The sequence below is a fragment of the Haloferax prahovense DSM 18310 genome (assembly GCF_000336815.1).
In the GTDB taxonomy this organism is placed as follows: domain Archaea; phylum Halobacteriota; class Halobacteria; order Halobacteriales; family Haloferacaceae; genus Haloferax; species Haloferax prahovense.
Map to the genome: position 1 here is coordinate 107227 of NZ_AOLG01000009.1, position 13342 is coordinate 120568.

General features: G+C 66.0%; 17 protein-coding genes. 7 read left to right on the top strand and 10 right to left on the bottom strand.

What is annotated here, in order from left to right; genetic code table 11:
* Nucleotides 1-33: 33 nt before the first annotated feature.
* Nucleotides 34-237, bottom strand: a complete 204-nt coding sequence (locus C457_RS02945; RefSeq protein WP_008091844.1) for a DUF1328 domain-containing protein — start codon at nt 235-237, stop codon at nt 34-36.
* 533 nt (nt 238-770) lie between these two features.
* On the opposite strand from C457_RS02945, the gene C457_RS02950 reads away from it, so the two are divergent.
* Entirely contained in the window at nt 771-1439 is a 669-nt protein-coding gene (locus tag C457_RS02950; protein ID WP_008091846.1) for a helix-turn-helix domain-containing protein, read from the top strand.
* Nucleotides 1440-1583: 144 nt separating this feature from the next.
* Here the strand turns inward: C457_RS02950 and C457_RS02955 are convergent, their stop codons facing one another.
* The 5 genes from C457_RS02955 to C457_RS02975 form a co-directional block, all read right to left on the bottom strand.
* Nucleotides 1584-2492 carry a serine/threonine-protein kinase RIO2 gene (locus tag C457_RS02955; RefSeq protein WP_008091848.1) on the bottom strand — a complete coding sequence of 303 codons (909 nt, stop codon included), beginning with the start codon at nt 2490-2492 and terminating at the stop codon, nt 1584-1586.
* A gap of 212 nt (nt 2493-2704) precedes the next feature.
* Nucleotides 2705-3466, bottom strand: a complete 762-nt coding sequence (locus C457_RS02960) for an MBL fold metallo-hydrolase (RefSeq protein ID WP_049913357.1) — start codon at nt 3464-3466, stop codon at nt 2705-2707.
* Nucleotides 3467-3545: 79 nt separating this feature from the next.
* On the bottom strand, nt 3546-4313 hold the full coding sequence (locus C457_RS02965; RefSeq protein WP_008091852.1) for a helix-turn-helix domain-containing protein: 768 nt from the start codon (nt 4311-4313) through the stop codon (nt 3546-3548).
* Nucleotides 4314-4459: 146 nt separating this feature from the next.
* Nucleotides 4460-5515: a sensor histidine kinase gene (locus C457_RS02970; RefSeq protein ID WP_008091854.1), complete on the bottom strand. Its 1056-nt coding sequence runs from the start codon at nt 5513-5515 to the stop codon at nt 4460-4462.
* Nucleotides 5516-5563: 48 nt separating this feature from the next.
* The gene (locus tag C457_RS02975; protein ID WP_049913358.1) at nt 5564-6214 is read right to left on the bottom strand and encodes a VOC family protein; all 651 of its coding nucleotides are present in this window, start codon (nt 6212-6214) and stop codon (nt 5564-5566) included.
* A gap of 149 nt (nt 6215-6363) precedes the next feature.
* Between C457_RS02975 and C457_RS02980 the strand changes: the two genes are divergently transcribed.
* Nucleotides 6364-7185, top strand: coding sequence for a lipoate--protein ligase family protein (locus tag C457_RS02980; RefSeq protein ID WP_008091857.1), 822 nt, complete (start codon nt 6364-6366; stop codon nt 7183-7185).
* 87 nt (nt 7186-7272) lie between these two features.
* Here the strand turns inward: C457_RS02980 and C457_RS02985 are convergent, their stop codons facing one another.
* Nucleotides 7273-7797, bottom strand: a complete 525-nt coding sequence (locus C457_RS02985) for a redoxin domain-containing protein (RefSeq protein ID WP_008091858.1) — start codon at nt 7795-7797, stop codon at nt 7273-7275.
* A 96-nt stretch (nt 7798-7893) separates the two neighbouring features.
* Here C457_RS02985 and C457_RS02990 point away from each other — a divergent pair, with 96 nt between their 5' ends.
* Together C457_RS02990 and C457_RS02995 are read left to right on the top strand one after the other, a co-directional pair.
* Entirely contained in the window at nt 7894-8775 is an 882-nt protein-coding gene (locus C457_RS02990; protein WP_008091859.1) for a deoxyribonuclease IV, read from the top strand.
* A 78-nt stretch (nt 8776-8853) separates the two neighbouring features.
* Complete coding sequence (locus tag C457_RS02995) at nt 8854-9654, top strand: class I SAM-dependent methyltransferase (RefSeq protein ID WP_193363431.1); 801 nt, start codon at nt 8854-8856, stop codon at nt 9652-9654.
* 64 nt (nt 9655-9718) lie between these two features.
* Here the strand turns inward: C457_RS02995 and C457_RS03000 are convergent, their stop codons facing one another.
* Entirely contained in the window at nt 9719-10357 is a 639-nt protein-coding gene (locus tag C457_RS03000; RefSeq protein ID WP_008091861.1) for an NAD(P)-dependent oxidoreductase, read from the bottom strand.
* 134 nt (nt 10358-10491) lie between these two features.
* Between C457_RS03000 and C457_RS03005 the strand changes: the two genes are divergently transcribed.
* On the top strand, nt 10492-10839 hold the full coding sequence (locus C457_RS03005; protein WP_008091862.1) for a winged helix-turn-helix transcriptional regulator: 348 nt from the start codon (nt 10492-10494) through the stop codon (nt 10837-10839).
* 17 nt (nt 10840-10856) lie between these two features.
* Here the strand turns inward: C457_RS03005 and C457_RS03010 are convergent, their stop codons facing one another.
* The gene (locus C457_RS03010) at nt 10857-11072 is read right to left on the bottom strand and encodes a zinc ribbon domain-containing protein (RefSeq protein WP_004973188.1); all 216 of its coding nucleotides are present in this window, start codon (nt 11070-11072) and stop codon (nt 10857-10859) included.
* 75 nt (nt 11073-11147) lie between these two features.
* Here C457_RS03010 and C457_RS03015 point away from each other — a divergent pair, with 75 nt between their 5' ends.
* Nucleotides 11148-11423, top strand: coding sequence for a hypothetical protein (locus tag C457_RS03015; protein WP_008091865.1), 276 nt, complete (start codon nt 11148-11150; stop codon nt 11421-11423).
* Between the two features lie 26 nt (nt 11424-11449).
* Here the strand turns inward: C457_RS03015 and C457_RS03020 are convergent, their stop codons facing one another.
* Nucleotides 11450-12097 (bottom strand): DUF7095 family protein, encoded by a 648-nt coding sequence (locus C457_RS03020; RefSeq protein ID WP_008091867.1) that lies wholly within the window; start codon nt 12095-12097, stop codon nt 11450-11452.
* Between the two features lie 125 nt (nt 12098-12222).
* Here C457_RS03020 and ncsA point away from each other — a divergent pair, with 125 nt between their 5' ends.
* Nucleotides 12223-13188 carry a tRNA 2-thiolation protein NcsA gene (gene ncsA / locus C457_RS03025; protein WP_004973180.1) on the top strand — a complete coding sequence of 322 codons (966 nt, stop codon included), beginning with the start codon at nt 12223-12225 and terminating at the stop codon, nt 13186-13188.
* The last annotated feature ends 154 nt before the right edge of the window (nt 13189-13342 follow it).

The following is a 13342-nucleotide window of genomic DNA, read 5'->3' on the forward strand; positions in this document are numbered from 1 at the left end:
GGGGCGCGCCGTCCGAAAAAGCGTTCAGTCGTCCTACAGGAGGAACGTGACGACAGCCAGCACGAGGAAGATGACGACGAGGATACGCGCGACTTTCATCGAGAGCCCCGCGATTCCACGGAAGCCGGCGAGCCCGGCGACCAGTGCCAAGACGAGGAACACGACCGCGTAGTGGAGGAACCCGCCGCCACCCTGCAGCGGCGTGAGCACGGCGACTCCGAGCCCCGAGAGCGTCATCGTCCGGCGGTGGGCCACGCGCCCCCGCGTTTCACCTCCCGTACGTGTGCGACGGGTTTCGGCGGCTTCGGAGCGCGAGCGTCTCCGGCTCCGGTCTCATCGGCGTGAACTGTGTCTCTCATCGCGGTCGTGATTTCCTCCCGCACACAATGAGACCGGTCCCTGCATTGGCAAGGTTCGGCCCACCTCGGGGGCGTGCTTCGCCGACGCCGACTCCGACTTAGCGACGGTTCACCGCTTCGGCGGCGAGTTGCACCGCGAATCCGGCGCTACTCCACCGGAGCGAGAACACACCGCCAGCCACCAACAGAGCTCCCTGTTTGGTTCGCCCCTTCGCCAGCGCGCTGGCTCCCGCGACGACCGAGGGTACCGCGCTCAGCGTTCTCGTCCACTTCGAGCCGAGCAGTTGGCGTCCAATCACGTTCTGAACGAGTATCCGAAGCAATGTGACCGGCCGGCTTGCGTGTGCCTCGGGACCTCCGCGGGCGATGGCCGCCCGCAGACAAATGTACCACGCTCGCCTACCCACCGCTATGGCAACTATCGTACGGGGCGCGATTCCGTCCGAAGAATTCGCGTTAGGTCACACGCTCTCCGCGCTCCCGGACGTCGAAATCGAGTGCGAGCGTATCATCGAGAGCGGTGACCAAACCGTGATGCCTCTGGTGTGGATTCGTCACGCCGACCGCTCGGACATCGACGACGCCCTTCGAGAAGACCCGTCGGTCGACGAAGTCACCTGTCTCTCGGAGTTCGACGACGAGTTCCTCTACCGGATGGCGTGGGTCGACCACGTTCACCTGCTCCTGCAGATGATCACGAACTCTCACGCGACGATTCTCGACGCGTACGGCTGGGGCGACGAGTGGCAGTTCCGCGTACTCTACCCGGCTCGCGACGACTTCGCGCGGACACACGACTTCGCGGCCGAACACGGGCTGAGATTCGAAGTCGAGTCGATTCGAGAGATGGACGCCGAACCGGCCGGACGGTACGGTCTCACCGAAAGCCAGTTCGAGGCGCTCGTGACGGCGGCCCGAGAGGGCTACTTCGAAGTGCCCCGGCGAATCTCGCTCTCCGAACTGGCCGACAAGATGGGTGTCTCTCACCAGTCGCTCTCCGAGCGAATCAGGCGGGGAACAGATGCGCTCGTCGAAGACTCCTTGCTCATCGGGTCGGTCCCGGACGACTTCCGGGACTGAGACGCCGGATTCGGGATTTCATATCGCAGTATGTGATTTATTTCTCCCATCGAGCGGTCTCCCAGCGAACGAGACCGGTAGCTGACGCTCGTCACGGGTGAAACGCGGGGTCGCTGAAAACCGGCGTGGCCGAGCGAACGGCCGTCAGGCGTAGGTAGTGACGCTCTCGAACTCGTTTTCGGCGATGGCGGCCGCCAGCGCGTCGATATCAACTTCATCGGGCATCTCGGCGGGGTACTTGCGGCGGAAGTAGCCGACGATGTTCTTCGCGTCGCGCGCGAGGAGTTCGCGGGCGTTGTCGTGGTCGGTCGGGACGGCCTGCGGCCAGTCGAAGACCGTGATGCCGCGCTCGCCGACCGCGACGTTGTACTCGGACATGTCGGCGTGGACGTAGCCGGCCTCGTAGGCCTCGGCCATCTCGGAGAGAATCAGGTCGAGGACACCCGTCACCTGCTCGGATTCGAGTTTCGCCTTGGCGAGTTCGACGCCGTCGAGTTTCGCCATGATAATCGCGTGGCGGTTATGGTCGACGGGGCGCGGGACCGACACCTGCGGAAAGAGGGTTTCGAGCGCCTCGTACTCGCGTTCGGCCGCCTTGCGGGCGGTGTAGAGCCACGAGACGTGGTGGTTCTCGGAGGTGTAGTCGCGCTCGCGGCGCACCTCGCGGAAGTTGGTGTACCCCTCGCGGTGGAACTTGAGCGCGAGCGGCTTGAACGACTGCACCTCGAACACGTCGCTTTCTTTGCCGACGCCGAGGGGCGCGCCGAACCCCTGAATGGTGTCTCGCTGGGCGAACGTCCGGAGGGCGAGCGCGTCGTACCCCTCGACCGTGAGCTTGTACCCCTCGTACTGGATGGTCTTGCGCTCGATGAGCTCGCGGGTCATACAGCGGTCGATGCGGTAGTCGACCTCTTCGGCGGTCAGCCCCGAGTTCTTCGGGAGCTTCTCCCGGTTGACCCACTCGCTGAAGCGCATGCCCTGCTCGACGCCCGAGAGGAGGTAGAAGTCCTCGGGCTCGAGTTCGGCCATGACGCCGGCGACGTTCCGTACCATGCACGTCCGTCCGTCGGCGAGGCGTAAAAGGCCCGCGAGTCGGCGAATGTCGCCCGCGATAAATCACGTGTGACGATACAAAATCTGGAAGACGGCTCACGCAGTTTCGGAGGGTGGTGTGAGTGTTGGGGTCTCGCGTCGGAACTGAACGGAGAAGTTGCTACGTATCGGTGTCCTACCTATCCGGTACGGTTAGTAGCCCCGTGGAAACGCTAGAGGGATATCTGCTCACCGTCTTCGGGGACGAGGACGTTTTCGGTCTCCGTTCGCAGTTCCTCACGAGAGAGCAGACAGTGATTGATGGCTTCCATATGGACAACTGCCACGGTCGCACCCGTGGCCTCTCGGACAGCCGCGACGTCCTCGACGCCCATCGTGATTGGTTCGCCCTGGTCGAACTGTGCTTCCCCACCGTTGACGACGACCAGCTCAGGTTCGAACCGGTCGAGCGTTCCTTTTACTGGGTCGTACCAGATGGTGTCCCCGGCGATGTACAGCGCTTTCTCGCCCTCGAAGACGAATCCGGAGACAGGACCCATCCCCTCGGCAAGTTCGTCGTGGCCGTGCTGGCCCGGTGTCCGGTGAATCGTCACCCCGCCGAACGATGTCTCATCCTCGACGGATCGCACGTCGGTGAAGCCTTCGTCACTGAACGCGGCTGCGTCCTCTGGCTGGCAGAACAGCGGCACGTCCGCATCGAGTTCCTCTCTGGCTGCCTCGTCCCAGTGGTCGGGGTGGCGGTGCGTAACGACCACGGCGTCGTAGTCAAGCTCGACGTCCGGGAGCGGCACCAACGGATTTCGCTTCTGGTTCGCCGTCGTGAGGAACTCAGGTACCCCCGGACTGTCCGTCACCGTCGGCATCTCGCCCTGCGGCGTGAACATGGGGTCAACGAGGAACGTGGTGTCACCGACCGTCGCAAGTACCGTCGCGTTTCGCACGAGTCGTACGCTAATCTCAGAGTCGCTTGTCATGCACTCCTTGCTTGGGGAGTTGGCTGGTTACGATTTATTCTGAAATATTCCAACTCCCTCGATTCGAGCGTGGTGGCAACTACTCGATGAATTCAACGTCTCCGAGGTCGAGGGACGTGTCGATATCGACGGTCATCGAGTCGGCGGCGAACTGTTCGGCAAGCCACGCCTCGGCCCGGTTGAGTCGGTACTGGAGCGTGGAACTCGGCACGCCGATCTCCTCGGCGATCTCGCTAACCGAGGCCTCTCGGGGTTCTTCGTAGTAGCCGTGAGTGAGCGCGGCTTCCAGTGCTGTCTTTTGTGCTGTCGTAAGGTCGTGTTGTGTCCGTCCATCTTCGAGCAGGCAGGGAGGTTCGCCGAGTCGTTCGACCGTCAGCGAAAGTCCGTCGCGGAGATTCGCTCGAATGTCGTCGTGTAAGGCTCCGAGCGAGCCGTCGACGAGGAGGTGCCAGTGGAACTGGTCGCCGTGGCGTTCCGACCGCATTATCACTCCTTCACCGAGGTGGTTCGCGGCGGCGATCGGGAGTGACCGTGGGCCGTCGCCTTCCCGCCGGAGCGAGTAGATTTTCCGTGATTCCGGGTTCGACGAGAGAATCTGGCACCTGTACTCGGTGACCGGTGCGCCGCACATGCCGACCAAACTCGAATCCCGGGCAGCCGGTTCGAGGCGCTTGTCGTACTCGCCGAGGGCGGACGGTGTGCCGACGATTTTCTCGACGCCCCATACTGCCTCGCTCGTCGCTTGTACCTGCATTGATCGTGCGTACAAATCGGGGTACTCGATGAAGGCATCCATCAATGAGTCGGCCCCTCGCTCGTACTCGATGGTGAAAACGACCTCGCGCATCACGAGATGATTTCGCTCAGTTCGGATAACCACTCTGACTGCCCCCCGGCTGCAGAAACGCTCTCCTGACTGTTACAGGCCCACTGCCGATTCAATCGACGAAACCGCGCGAAACGTCACTATCTCCCGCCCCCGAGGCTGTGGACTCAGGCCGCGTCGAGGTGGAACTCGACGACCGCGCCCTCGCCCTCTTCGGTCGGCGGGAGGCGGAGTTCGCCGCCGTAGGCCTCCACAATCCACTTCGAGAGCCAGAGCCCCAGCCCGTTGCCGTGGGCGAGGTCGCTCTCTTCGACGTTCTGCTCGATGAGTTCGCGCTGGTGGTCGGGGATGCCCGGCCCGTCGTCCGCGATTCGCACGACGACCTCGCTTCCGACGCGCTCGTACGCGACTTCGACCGTCGGAGCCGGGCCGGCGTGTTCGAGCGCGTTCTCGACGACCTCGCGGAAGGCGATTTTCAGCTTCTTCCCGCTGACGACCGCCGCGGGGCCGTCGCCGCTGATGGTGATGGTCGCCTCAGGGTTGGCCGCCGAGCGGTCGTCGACGAGCGATTCGAGGAGCGCGCGGAGGTCGACCGTCTCGCCCTCGGGTTCGCTGTCGACGAGTTGGGTGACGGTCTTGACCTGGTCGCTCATCGTTCCGAGGTCGTCACCGGTCGCTTTCAGGCGCTCGCCGATGTGGACGATCTCGTCGTCGCCGCCGTCGGTCGCGAGTTGGTCGCCCCAGCCGAGGAGCAACTGCGCGGTGTGCCGGAGATTGTGGCGGACGAGTCGGTTGATGACTGCCGACCGCTTGTACTGCTCCGATAGCTCGCGGGTCCGAATCCGGCGCACGTCGTTGAGGCCGATGAGGACGTGCGCGACGGCGCTCACGCCGACGACCACGGCGGCGCTGAAAAGCGGTTCGCTGACCGTCCCGCCCGCAGCCTGCTGGTAGCTCCCGATGAGCGCGAGGACGAACACGGTGACGACGACGCCGAGGAGGTTCCAGCCGGCGACGCGGGCGACATGGACGGTTTTGAGGTCGCTTCGATAGACGACGGGGCCGACGGCGACGAAGAGCACCGAGATGATGAGGCCGAAGGCCGCGACGACGAGCCCCGCGAGGTCGGATGCGACCGAGGCGACGCTGGTTGAGACGATGGCGAACAGGGCCAGCCCGGTGAGGCTGAGCGACCCCGCGCCGACGAGACGAGAGACGTTCACGGTTCGTTGACTCTCGTGAGTGTAATAACGCTTCTCTGAAACGAGTTGTCACTCGACGTTGACACGGTACGGAAGTCCCTCGGGGTCGAAGACGCCGTCGGCGTCGCACTGCGCAGAGACCGGGCCAACCGTCGCCTCGCTGTCGGTCGGATACCACGCGCGGCCGACCGGCGAGACGACGAAGCGGGCGTCTCGGCCGCCGACGAACACGAGGTCACCGCCCTCGAACGACTCCAGCGGCTCGATGCCGAGGGCCTCGGTCATCGACGCCACGAACTCCTCGACGTTCGGGACCGCCATCCCGACCTCGGTCGCGCCGCGGAGGTCGGTCGCCGGGTCGAACTCGCCCGTGGCGTCGCCGTCGTAGCAGACGTACTCGATGACGTTGCCCTCGGGGTCCTCGAAGTAGACGGAGTCGCAGCCGAGGAAGTCGAACCGGACGCTCGGCCCCTCGTCGGTGTCGAGCACGTCAACGCCTGCGCGCTCGTCTAACCACGCGACCACGGAGTCGACCGCGGCGGAGACGGTGAAGGCGAGGTGGCCGGGGTCGGTGTCGCCGAGTTCGAACCACAGGGTCGTCTCTCCGGCGGTCGCAGAGCGTTGTGACCCGGTGACCGGCGCGAACCCGAGCGTCTCGACGTAGAACTCACACAGCGAGATGGGGTCAGTCGCGGCGAGAGCGACGCGGTTGAACTTCATGGTCACACCTCGCCGCGGCGCGGTTTAATCGAATCGCTCGTGTCGGCCGCGTCGGCGGTCGGTCGCCGGCTTGTGGCCGTCGCGGCGAGACCGGATGGCTCGCGACCGAGCGTCGAAATCGCTTTCTCCCGCATGGACGAAGCCGACGTATGAACGACTCGCAGGGGTCGATTGCCGACCGCGAGTGGCGTGTGATTCGCGAGGAGGTCCGACCGGGGCCGATGCAGATGGCGCTCGACGAGGTCGCGGGCGAGACGGCCGCCGCGGGCGGCCCTCGGACTGTCCGCGTCTACTCGTGGGAGCCGAGTTGCCTCTCGCTCGGCTACGGACAGGACCCCGAGACCGTCGATTGGGACTACTGCGAACGCGAGGGAATCGACGTGACCCGCCGGCAGACCGGCGGCGGCGGCATCTACCACGACCGCCACGGCGACGTGGCCTACTCCATCGCCGCGCCGAAATCGGAGTTGCCGGGCGACCTCATGGACTGCTATCACCTCCTGTGCGAGCCGATTCTCGACGCGATTCGCGCGGTCGGCGTGGACGTGGACTTCGTCGACGACGACGTGCCCGTCATCTGGCATCCTGCCTGCTACCTGCGGGCGCTCCACCCCGCCCACGACATGGTCGCCGCAGGCCGGAAAGTCGCGGGCAACGCCCAGTACCGCCGCCGCGATGCCGTCGTCCAGCACGGCTCTCTCACCTACTCGGTGGACGCCGAGACCCACCTCGACGTGTTCGAGGGCCACGACGTGACGCCCGAGGCGTTCTGCGAGCGCGTCGTCGGAATCGACGAACTCGGCGATGCCTCCCGCGAGGAGTTCGTCGCGGCGCTCACCGAATCGCTCTCGGGATTCGCCGACGCCGACGAGGGTTCGTGGACCGACGACGAACTCGACCGGGCGCGCGCGAAGGTCGACGAGAAGTACCGCGCTGACGACTGGGTACGCCGTCGTCCGGGGTCGCGGTGAGCGGTCGAGAACTGGGCGACTGAGAACAGAGCGGCCGAACACAGGGTGGTCGAGAACCGTGCGCCGAGTCGTGCGGCCGACCTCGACTCAGAAGCCGAACGTCTCCGGTTCGTCGAGGTCGAGAGCTTCGGTGACGCCCTCGTAGACCTCCGTCAGGGGCGGCACGTCGCGGGTGGGGTCGAGCCAGTGATCGCCCAGCCAGCGGTAGCGGACGGTCAGGTTCTCGTCGATGAGGAAACACGAGCGTCGGGAGCGCTTCGAGACGCCGAAGGTCCGGTAGACGACGTCGAACGCCGCGGCGAGTTCGAGGTCGGTGTCGGCGTACAGCGGGAACAGCAGGCCGTACCGGTCGATAAAGCGGCGGTGCATCCCGACGCCCGACTTGCTCGACCCGACGACGCGGACCGCGTTCCCGCTCGTGAACCAGTCGAAGTCGCGGAGGGCGCACCACTCCTCGGTGCAGTCGGGGCTGAAGTCGGCGGTGTAGAAACAGAGGAGGACGGGCTTGTCGGCGACGAGGTCCGAGAGGCTGCGCTCGCTCACGTCCCCGTCAGGCGCGACGAGCGTCTGCGCCACGTCGGGGGCCGTCGTCCCGACGGAAAGTCCAGTCATGTGACGTGATTCGCCGCGTGAACGATAGCCGTTCTGTCTTCGCCCGACTCCGCCGACTCCGAAGTCCCTTTGTTCGGGTACGCCGTCGGACTCTGCATGCACGTCGGCGCACACGTCTCGATGTCCAGTTCGAAGGTCTCTTCCGACGACGAGACCCCACCGCACGGTAACGTCGCCAACGCCGTCTTCCGGCAGGTCGCCTTCGGCGGCAACTGCGGGCAGATTTTCACCACCTCGCCGCAGGTGTGGCGCGACCCCGACATCTCCGACGAGGAGGCCGAACTGTTCCGCGAGGAGACCGCCGACGAACTGTCGGGGCCGTGGGTCATCCACTCGTCGTACCTCGTCAACCTCTGTACGCCCAAAGACGGCCTCCGACAGAAGTCGCTGGACTCGATGCAGACGGAGGTCGATATGGCCGACAAACTCGGCATCGAGTACGTGAACGTCCACCTCGGAGCCCACACCGGCGCGGGTGAACAGCAGGGCCTCGACAACGCCATCTCCGTCCTCGACGACCTCGACATCCCCGACGGCGTCACCGTCCTCATCGAGTCCGACGCGGGGTCGGGCACGAAGATGGGCGACGACTTCGCCCACCTCGGCTACGTCCTCGAGGAGTCCGAACAGGACCTCGACGTCTGTCTCGACACGGCCCACGCGTTCGCCGCGGGCTACGACCTCTCGACGGCGGCGGGCGTCGACGAGACGTTCGAGGAACTCGACGCCGAGGTCGGTCTGGAGCACCTCAAGTGCGTCCACCTCAACGACTCGAAACACGAGTGCGGGACGAACAAGGACGAACACGCCCTCATCGGCGAGGGACTCATCGGCGAGGAGGGCATGCGCGCGTTCATCAACCACGACGCCATCGTCGACAACGACGTGCCGCTCGTCTTGGAGACGCCCACCGAGGACGGCAAGGGCTTCGCGTGGAACATCGACCGCGTCCGCGAACTCCGCGCAGACGCGGAGTGAGCGTTCAGGCGGCGGGCCGCTGAGCCCCCGTATCGACTGTTTCGACTGTTTTTTGGGTCGCCGCGCCCGACACCGCGTGTGCGACGTTTCTCGGAATCGTACCTCCGGCGGACGCGAGCGGGTATGTGGGACGACTCCCGCGCGGCCCTCGCCGACCTCGACCTCGGCGGCCGGGCCCGCATCCTCGACGTGGGCTGCGGGACCGGCGAGTTCACGCGCGTCCTCGCGGAGGCCTCGGAGGCCCGCGTCGTCGGCGTCGATGCCGACACTGACTTGCTTTCTGTCGCCAGCGACCGCGACAGCGATATCGAGGCGGTCGCCGGCGACGCGACTCGGCTTCCCTTCGCCGCCGACAGCTTCGATTTGGTCGTCTGTCAGGCGCTCCTCGTGAACCTCCCCGACCCGACGGCCGCGCTCGCGGAGTTCGCCCGCGTCTCGTCGGACCTCGTGGCGACGGTCGAACCCGACAACGCCGCCGTCGGCGTCGATTCGACCGTCGAGGCCGAGGCGGCACTGGACCGCCGCGTCAGAGACGCCTTCCGCGACGGCGTGGCGACCGACGTGGCGCTCGGCAACCGCGTCCGCGGGCTGTTCGACGACGCCGGCCTCTCGGTCGTCGGGACTCGCCGGTACCACCACCGGAAACTGACCGAACCGCCGTACGACGAACACGATGTTCGGAGCGCGGCCAAGAAAGCGACCGGCGAGGGGCTGGACCGCCACGAGGCCGACCTCCGCCGCGGGCTCGACGGTGACTCGTACGAGTCCGTCCGCCGGAAGTGGCGGGAGATGGGGCGCGAAGTCGTCCAGCAGATTCGAGACGAGGAGTACCGCCGGGCCGAGGTCGTCCCGTTCGACGTGACGACGGGCCGGGTGTAGTCGGGTCGGAGTCGCGACCGATTCAACGCGACCCGGCTCGACGGCCGAAAAAGCGGTTATCTGTTCAGTAGCCGACCGCGAGCTGTTCGTGGACCGCGTCGCCACTCTCCAGTTCGTCCGCGAACGCGATTGCGAAGTCCTCCATGGAGATGCGGCTCTCGCCGTCTTCGTCGGCGACGAGTTCGCCGAGCGCGGTCCGGAACTCGCCGGTTCGATCGCCGGGTTCGATGAACGCCGCGGGCGCGACGTAGGTCCACCGCAGGTCGTCGGCGTCTTCCAGTAGGCCGTACGCTTCGATGGCGGCGCTGGCGACTGGCTTCCACTCGTCGGGGAACTCCGGCGAGTCGATGAGCCGCGTGTCGGGGCCGACGTTCAGGATGCCCGCGCCGCCGGTCCAGACGAGGCGGTCGACCGAGGCGCGGCGCATCCCGTCGACCACGGCGTCGAGCATCTCGACGAGGACCTCGGGCGACTCGTCGTCGCTCGGGCCGAGCGCGGAGACGACCGCGTCGTGGCCCGCGGCGAGTCGCGCGATTTGGTCGGCGTCGGTCGCGTCGCCGGCGACCGCCGAGAAGTCGGGGTCGTCGACGCCGTCGACCGCGCCGCTTCGGGAGACGCCGGTCACCGCGTGGCCGCGGTTCAGGAGTTCGTTGGCGATTCGGGTGCCGATTCGTCCGCTCGCACCGAGGAGAAGTACGTTCATGATGGCGTGATATAGTGTCGTGAGTCGTGTTCGTCGTCCGGCTCGTCGCGACGATGCGGTCACATCGTCATACTTGGTCAAAGAGAGTGAGTTTAATATAGCTAAGCGAACCTCGGTGTGAGTAGGTCACGCCGATGTCACCGCACCAGAACCTCGAAACGAAGTACGAACAGTGTCCGGTCATCAAGACGCTCGAAGAAATCGGGTCGCGGTGGCGGATGACGGTCATCCACGTGCTGCGCGAGGGCGACCTCCGGTTCAACGAACTCAAGCGCGCGAGCGGCGCGAACTCCCAGACGCTCTCGCGCGTGTTGGACGACCTCCAAGAGCTAGGGTACGTCGAGCGGGAGGTCGAAGATGGCAGTCCAATCGCGGTGTACTACTCGCTCACCCAGAAGGGCGAGGAGCTGCTTCCGGCGTTCGACGACATCTCCGAGTGGGGAGAAAAATGGATGTCAGAGGACGGCGGCGCGGGGTCGTAGCCGGGTTCGACCGGTAGTTAGCCGAGGAACAGGTCGACGAAGTTCCCGCTCGACTGACCGCGGTAGAGCTCGGAGTAGCCGCAGTTCGCACACGAGACGACGGTGAACTGGCGGTTCTGGATATCGAACATCTTCGAGAGACCGGTGCCGGAGGTCGCGATGGAGTCGATTTCGGTCTCGGAGTGGCCACACTTCGGGCAGCCGTCGCGGTCGGCACTTGGTGGAGGGCTCATGTTGAGTAGTTGAACTACGCCAGTGAAAAAACCACCTCCAAAACGATTTCCTGTTCCGCGCCCGCGAGTACGCACATGCCCGCCGGTGGTCTCGTGTTCTTCCTCTTCGTCCTCCTCAGCATCGCCGCCGCAGTCGCCCTCTACGCCGCGATTCAAGGCGAGACGAGCGACTTACCGACGATGAGCCGCGAGGAGGCGGAGCGCCGCGCCCGCGACGAGGGGATGCGGTACAACGAAAAACACGGTCGAGGGACCGACCGCCGCCCGAACGAGGGCGACCGGGATGACGGCTCTGGCTGGGGCTCCGAGCGCACCGGCGACCGCGGCCGCGACGACACCCGCGACTGGTAGCCGGTCGGCCCGGCTCGGCTCCGCCCTCAGACCACGTCGCCGCGGACCGACGTGCCGGTCTGCTCGGCCCGGTAGGCTCGCATCGCCTCGACGGCCGTCTCGGCCTCGTCGCCTTCCAGTCCGAGCATCTCCAGCGCGCCCGAGAGCGTCGGGAAGGCGAACTCGCTGTTTCGGAGCTTCGACATCGCGTCGGGCGAGCGCTGACCGTCGGCGTAGAGGCAGACGCCGCGGGGGTCGAGAATCTGCTCGTAGGCCTCGCGGGCGACTGCGCCCTTCAGCCGCTGGGTGACGTTGTCCTCGAACGAGGCGTTGCACACTTCGAGGTGGACCGGTTCGTCGTCGTCGGGGAGCAGGTGAGCGGCGAGACATTTCTCGGGGGCCGCGTAGCCGTTCGAGTTGGCTCGCAACAGGTCGGGGTGCTCGCGCGCCCACTCGGCGCGGACGCTCTTGCCGACGCCCTTCACGCCGTGGGACCGCTCGAACGCCTCGGCCGCGTCGGGGTCGCCGCGGAGGAGGATGTCTTTCGTCACGTACACGTCGAGTCGGTCGAGGGGGTCGAGGCCGAGCGCCACGTCGCCGTAGACCCACACCTCGCGGACCGGGACGGGGAGCGTCTCGGACTCGACGGCGTCGACGACGGCGTCGACTCGGTCGAGGGCGGCGTCTCTGTCCATCGACTGTCCGTGGGGTTCGGAGGGTCAAACCGGTTGCGACCGCGTCCGACGGAGACGTCGGTCGAGCGAGCGACGCCCGCCCCGAGGCGAAACCCGTATCCCTCCCGCCGGGCAAGCGACCGGCAATGGAGTGCGACAAGTGCGGCCGCGACGCGGTGATGCACGCGGCCTACTCCGGGGCCCACCTCTGCGAAGACCACTTTTGCGCCTCGGTCGAGAAACGCGTGCGCCGCCGCATTCGCGAGGACAACATGCTGCCCCGCGACGCCAGCCCGGAGAACCCTCAGACGTGGGTTATCGGACTCTCCGGCGGCAAGGACAGCGTCGTCCTCACACACATCCTCGACGACACGTTCGGGCGCGACCCCCGCATCGAACTCGTCGCCCTCACCATCCACGAGGGCATCGAGGGCTACCGCGACAAGTCCGTCGACGCCTGCGTCGAACTCGCGGAAGACCTCGACATCCACCACGAACTGGTCACCTACGAAGACGAGTTCGGCGTCCAGATGGACGACGTGGTCGAAAAGGACCCCGAGAACATGGCCGCCTGCGCCTACTGCGGGGTGTTCCGTCGCGACCTGCTCGAACGCTTCGCCGACGAGCTCGGGGCGGACAAACTGCTCACGGGACACAACCTCGACGACGAGGCGCAGACGGCGCTCATGAACTTCTTCGAGGGCGACCTCAAGCAGGTCGCAAAGCACTTCGACGCCAGCATCGGCGACTTCGAAAAGCGCCGCGACGCCGGCGAGTTCATCCCGCGGGCCAAGCCGTTGCGCGACGTGCCCGAAAAGGAAGTCGCGCTCTACGCCCACCTGAAGGACCTCCCGGCGCACATCACCGAGTGCCCCCACTCCTCGGAGGCCTACCGCGGCGAGATTCAGCAGTTGCTGTTGAAACTCGAAGAGAACCACCCCGGTACCCGTCACTCCATCATGGCCGGCTACGAGGAGTTGGCCGAACTGACCGCCCGCGAGTACCGCGGCGAGGGCCGCGTCGACCTCAACGACTGCGAGCGCTGCGGGTCGAAGACCGCCGGCGACGTCTGTCGGAAGTGCCGGCTCATCGAGTCCATAGAAGCGGTCTGAGCGGTCCGGAACGCCGGTTTTTCGTCGTGTCTTACGAGTCGGACAGTCAGACAGCGACGGGTGAGGTCACACCGACCGAGCCGTCGTCGACACTCACGGTCGGAGAACCGCGTCAGCGAAAAAGAACCCACGAGTGTACCCGACGGGCGCGGCG

Excerpts from the sequence above, each read along its gene's own strand:
- C457_RS02945 (WP_008091844.1), bottom strand. The coding sequence starts at position 237 with ATGACGCTCTCGGGGCTCGGAGTCGCCGTGCTCACGCCGCTGCAGGGT.
- C457_RS02950 (WP_008091846.1), top strand. The coding sequence starts at position 771 with ATGGCAACTATCGTACGGGGCGCGATTCCGTCCGAAGAATTCGCGTTA.
- C457_RS02955 (WP_008091848.1), bottom strand. The coding sequence starts at position 2,492 with ATGGTACGGAACGTCGCCGGCGTCATGGCCGAACTCGAGCCCGAGGAC.
- C457_RS02960 (WP_049913357.1), bottom strand. The coding sequence starts at position 3,466 with ATGACAAGCGACTCTGAGATTAGCGTACGACTCGTGCGAAACGCGACG.
- C457_RS02965 (WP_008091852.1), bottom strand. The coding sequence starts at position 4,313 with ATGCGCGAGGTCGTTTTCACCATCGAGTACGAGCGAGGGGCCGACTCA.
- C457_RS02975 (WP_049913358.1), bottom strand. The coding sequence starts at position 6,214 with ATGAAGTTCAACCGCGTCGCTCTCGCCGCGACTGACCCCATCTCGCTG.
- C457_RS02980 (WP_008091857.1), top strand. The coding sequence starts at position 6,364 with ATGAACGACTCGCAGGGGTCGATTGCCGACCGCGAGTGGCGTGTGATT.
- C457_RS02985 (WP_008091858.1), bottom strand. The coding sequence starts at position 7,797 with ATGACTGGACTTTCCGTCGGGACGACGGCCCCCGACGTGGCGCAGACG.
- C457_RS02990 (WP_008091859.1), top strand. The coding sequence starts at position 7,894 with ATGCACGTCGGCGCACACGTCTCGATGTCCAGTTCGAAGGTCTCTTCC.
- C457_RS03000 (WP_008091861.1), bottom strand. The coding sequence starts at position 10,357 with ATGAACGTACTTCTCCTCGGTGCGAGCGGACGAATCGGCACCCGAATC.
- C457_RS03005 (WP_008091862.1), top strand. The coding sequence starts at position 10,492 with ATGTCACCGCACCAGAACCTCGAAACGAAGTACGAACAGTGTCCGGTC.
- C457_RS03010 (WP_004973188.1), bottom strand. The coding sequence starts at position 11,072 with ATGAGCCCTCCACCAAGTGCCGACCGCGACGGCTGCCCGAAGTGTGGC.
- C457_RS03015 (WP_008091865.1), top strand. The coding sequence starts at position 11,148 with ATGCCCGCCGGTGGTCTCGTGTTCTTCCTCTTCGTCCTCCTCAGCATC.
- C457_RS03020 (WP_008091867.1), bottom strand. The coding sequence starts at position 12,097 with ATGGACAGAGACGCCGCCCTCGACCGAGTCGACGCCGTCGTCGACGCC.
- ncsA (WP_004973180.1), top strand. The coding sequence starts at position 12,223 with ATGGAGTGCGACAAGTGCGGCCGCGACGCGGTGATGCACGCGGCCTAC.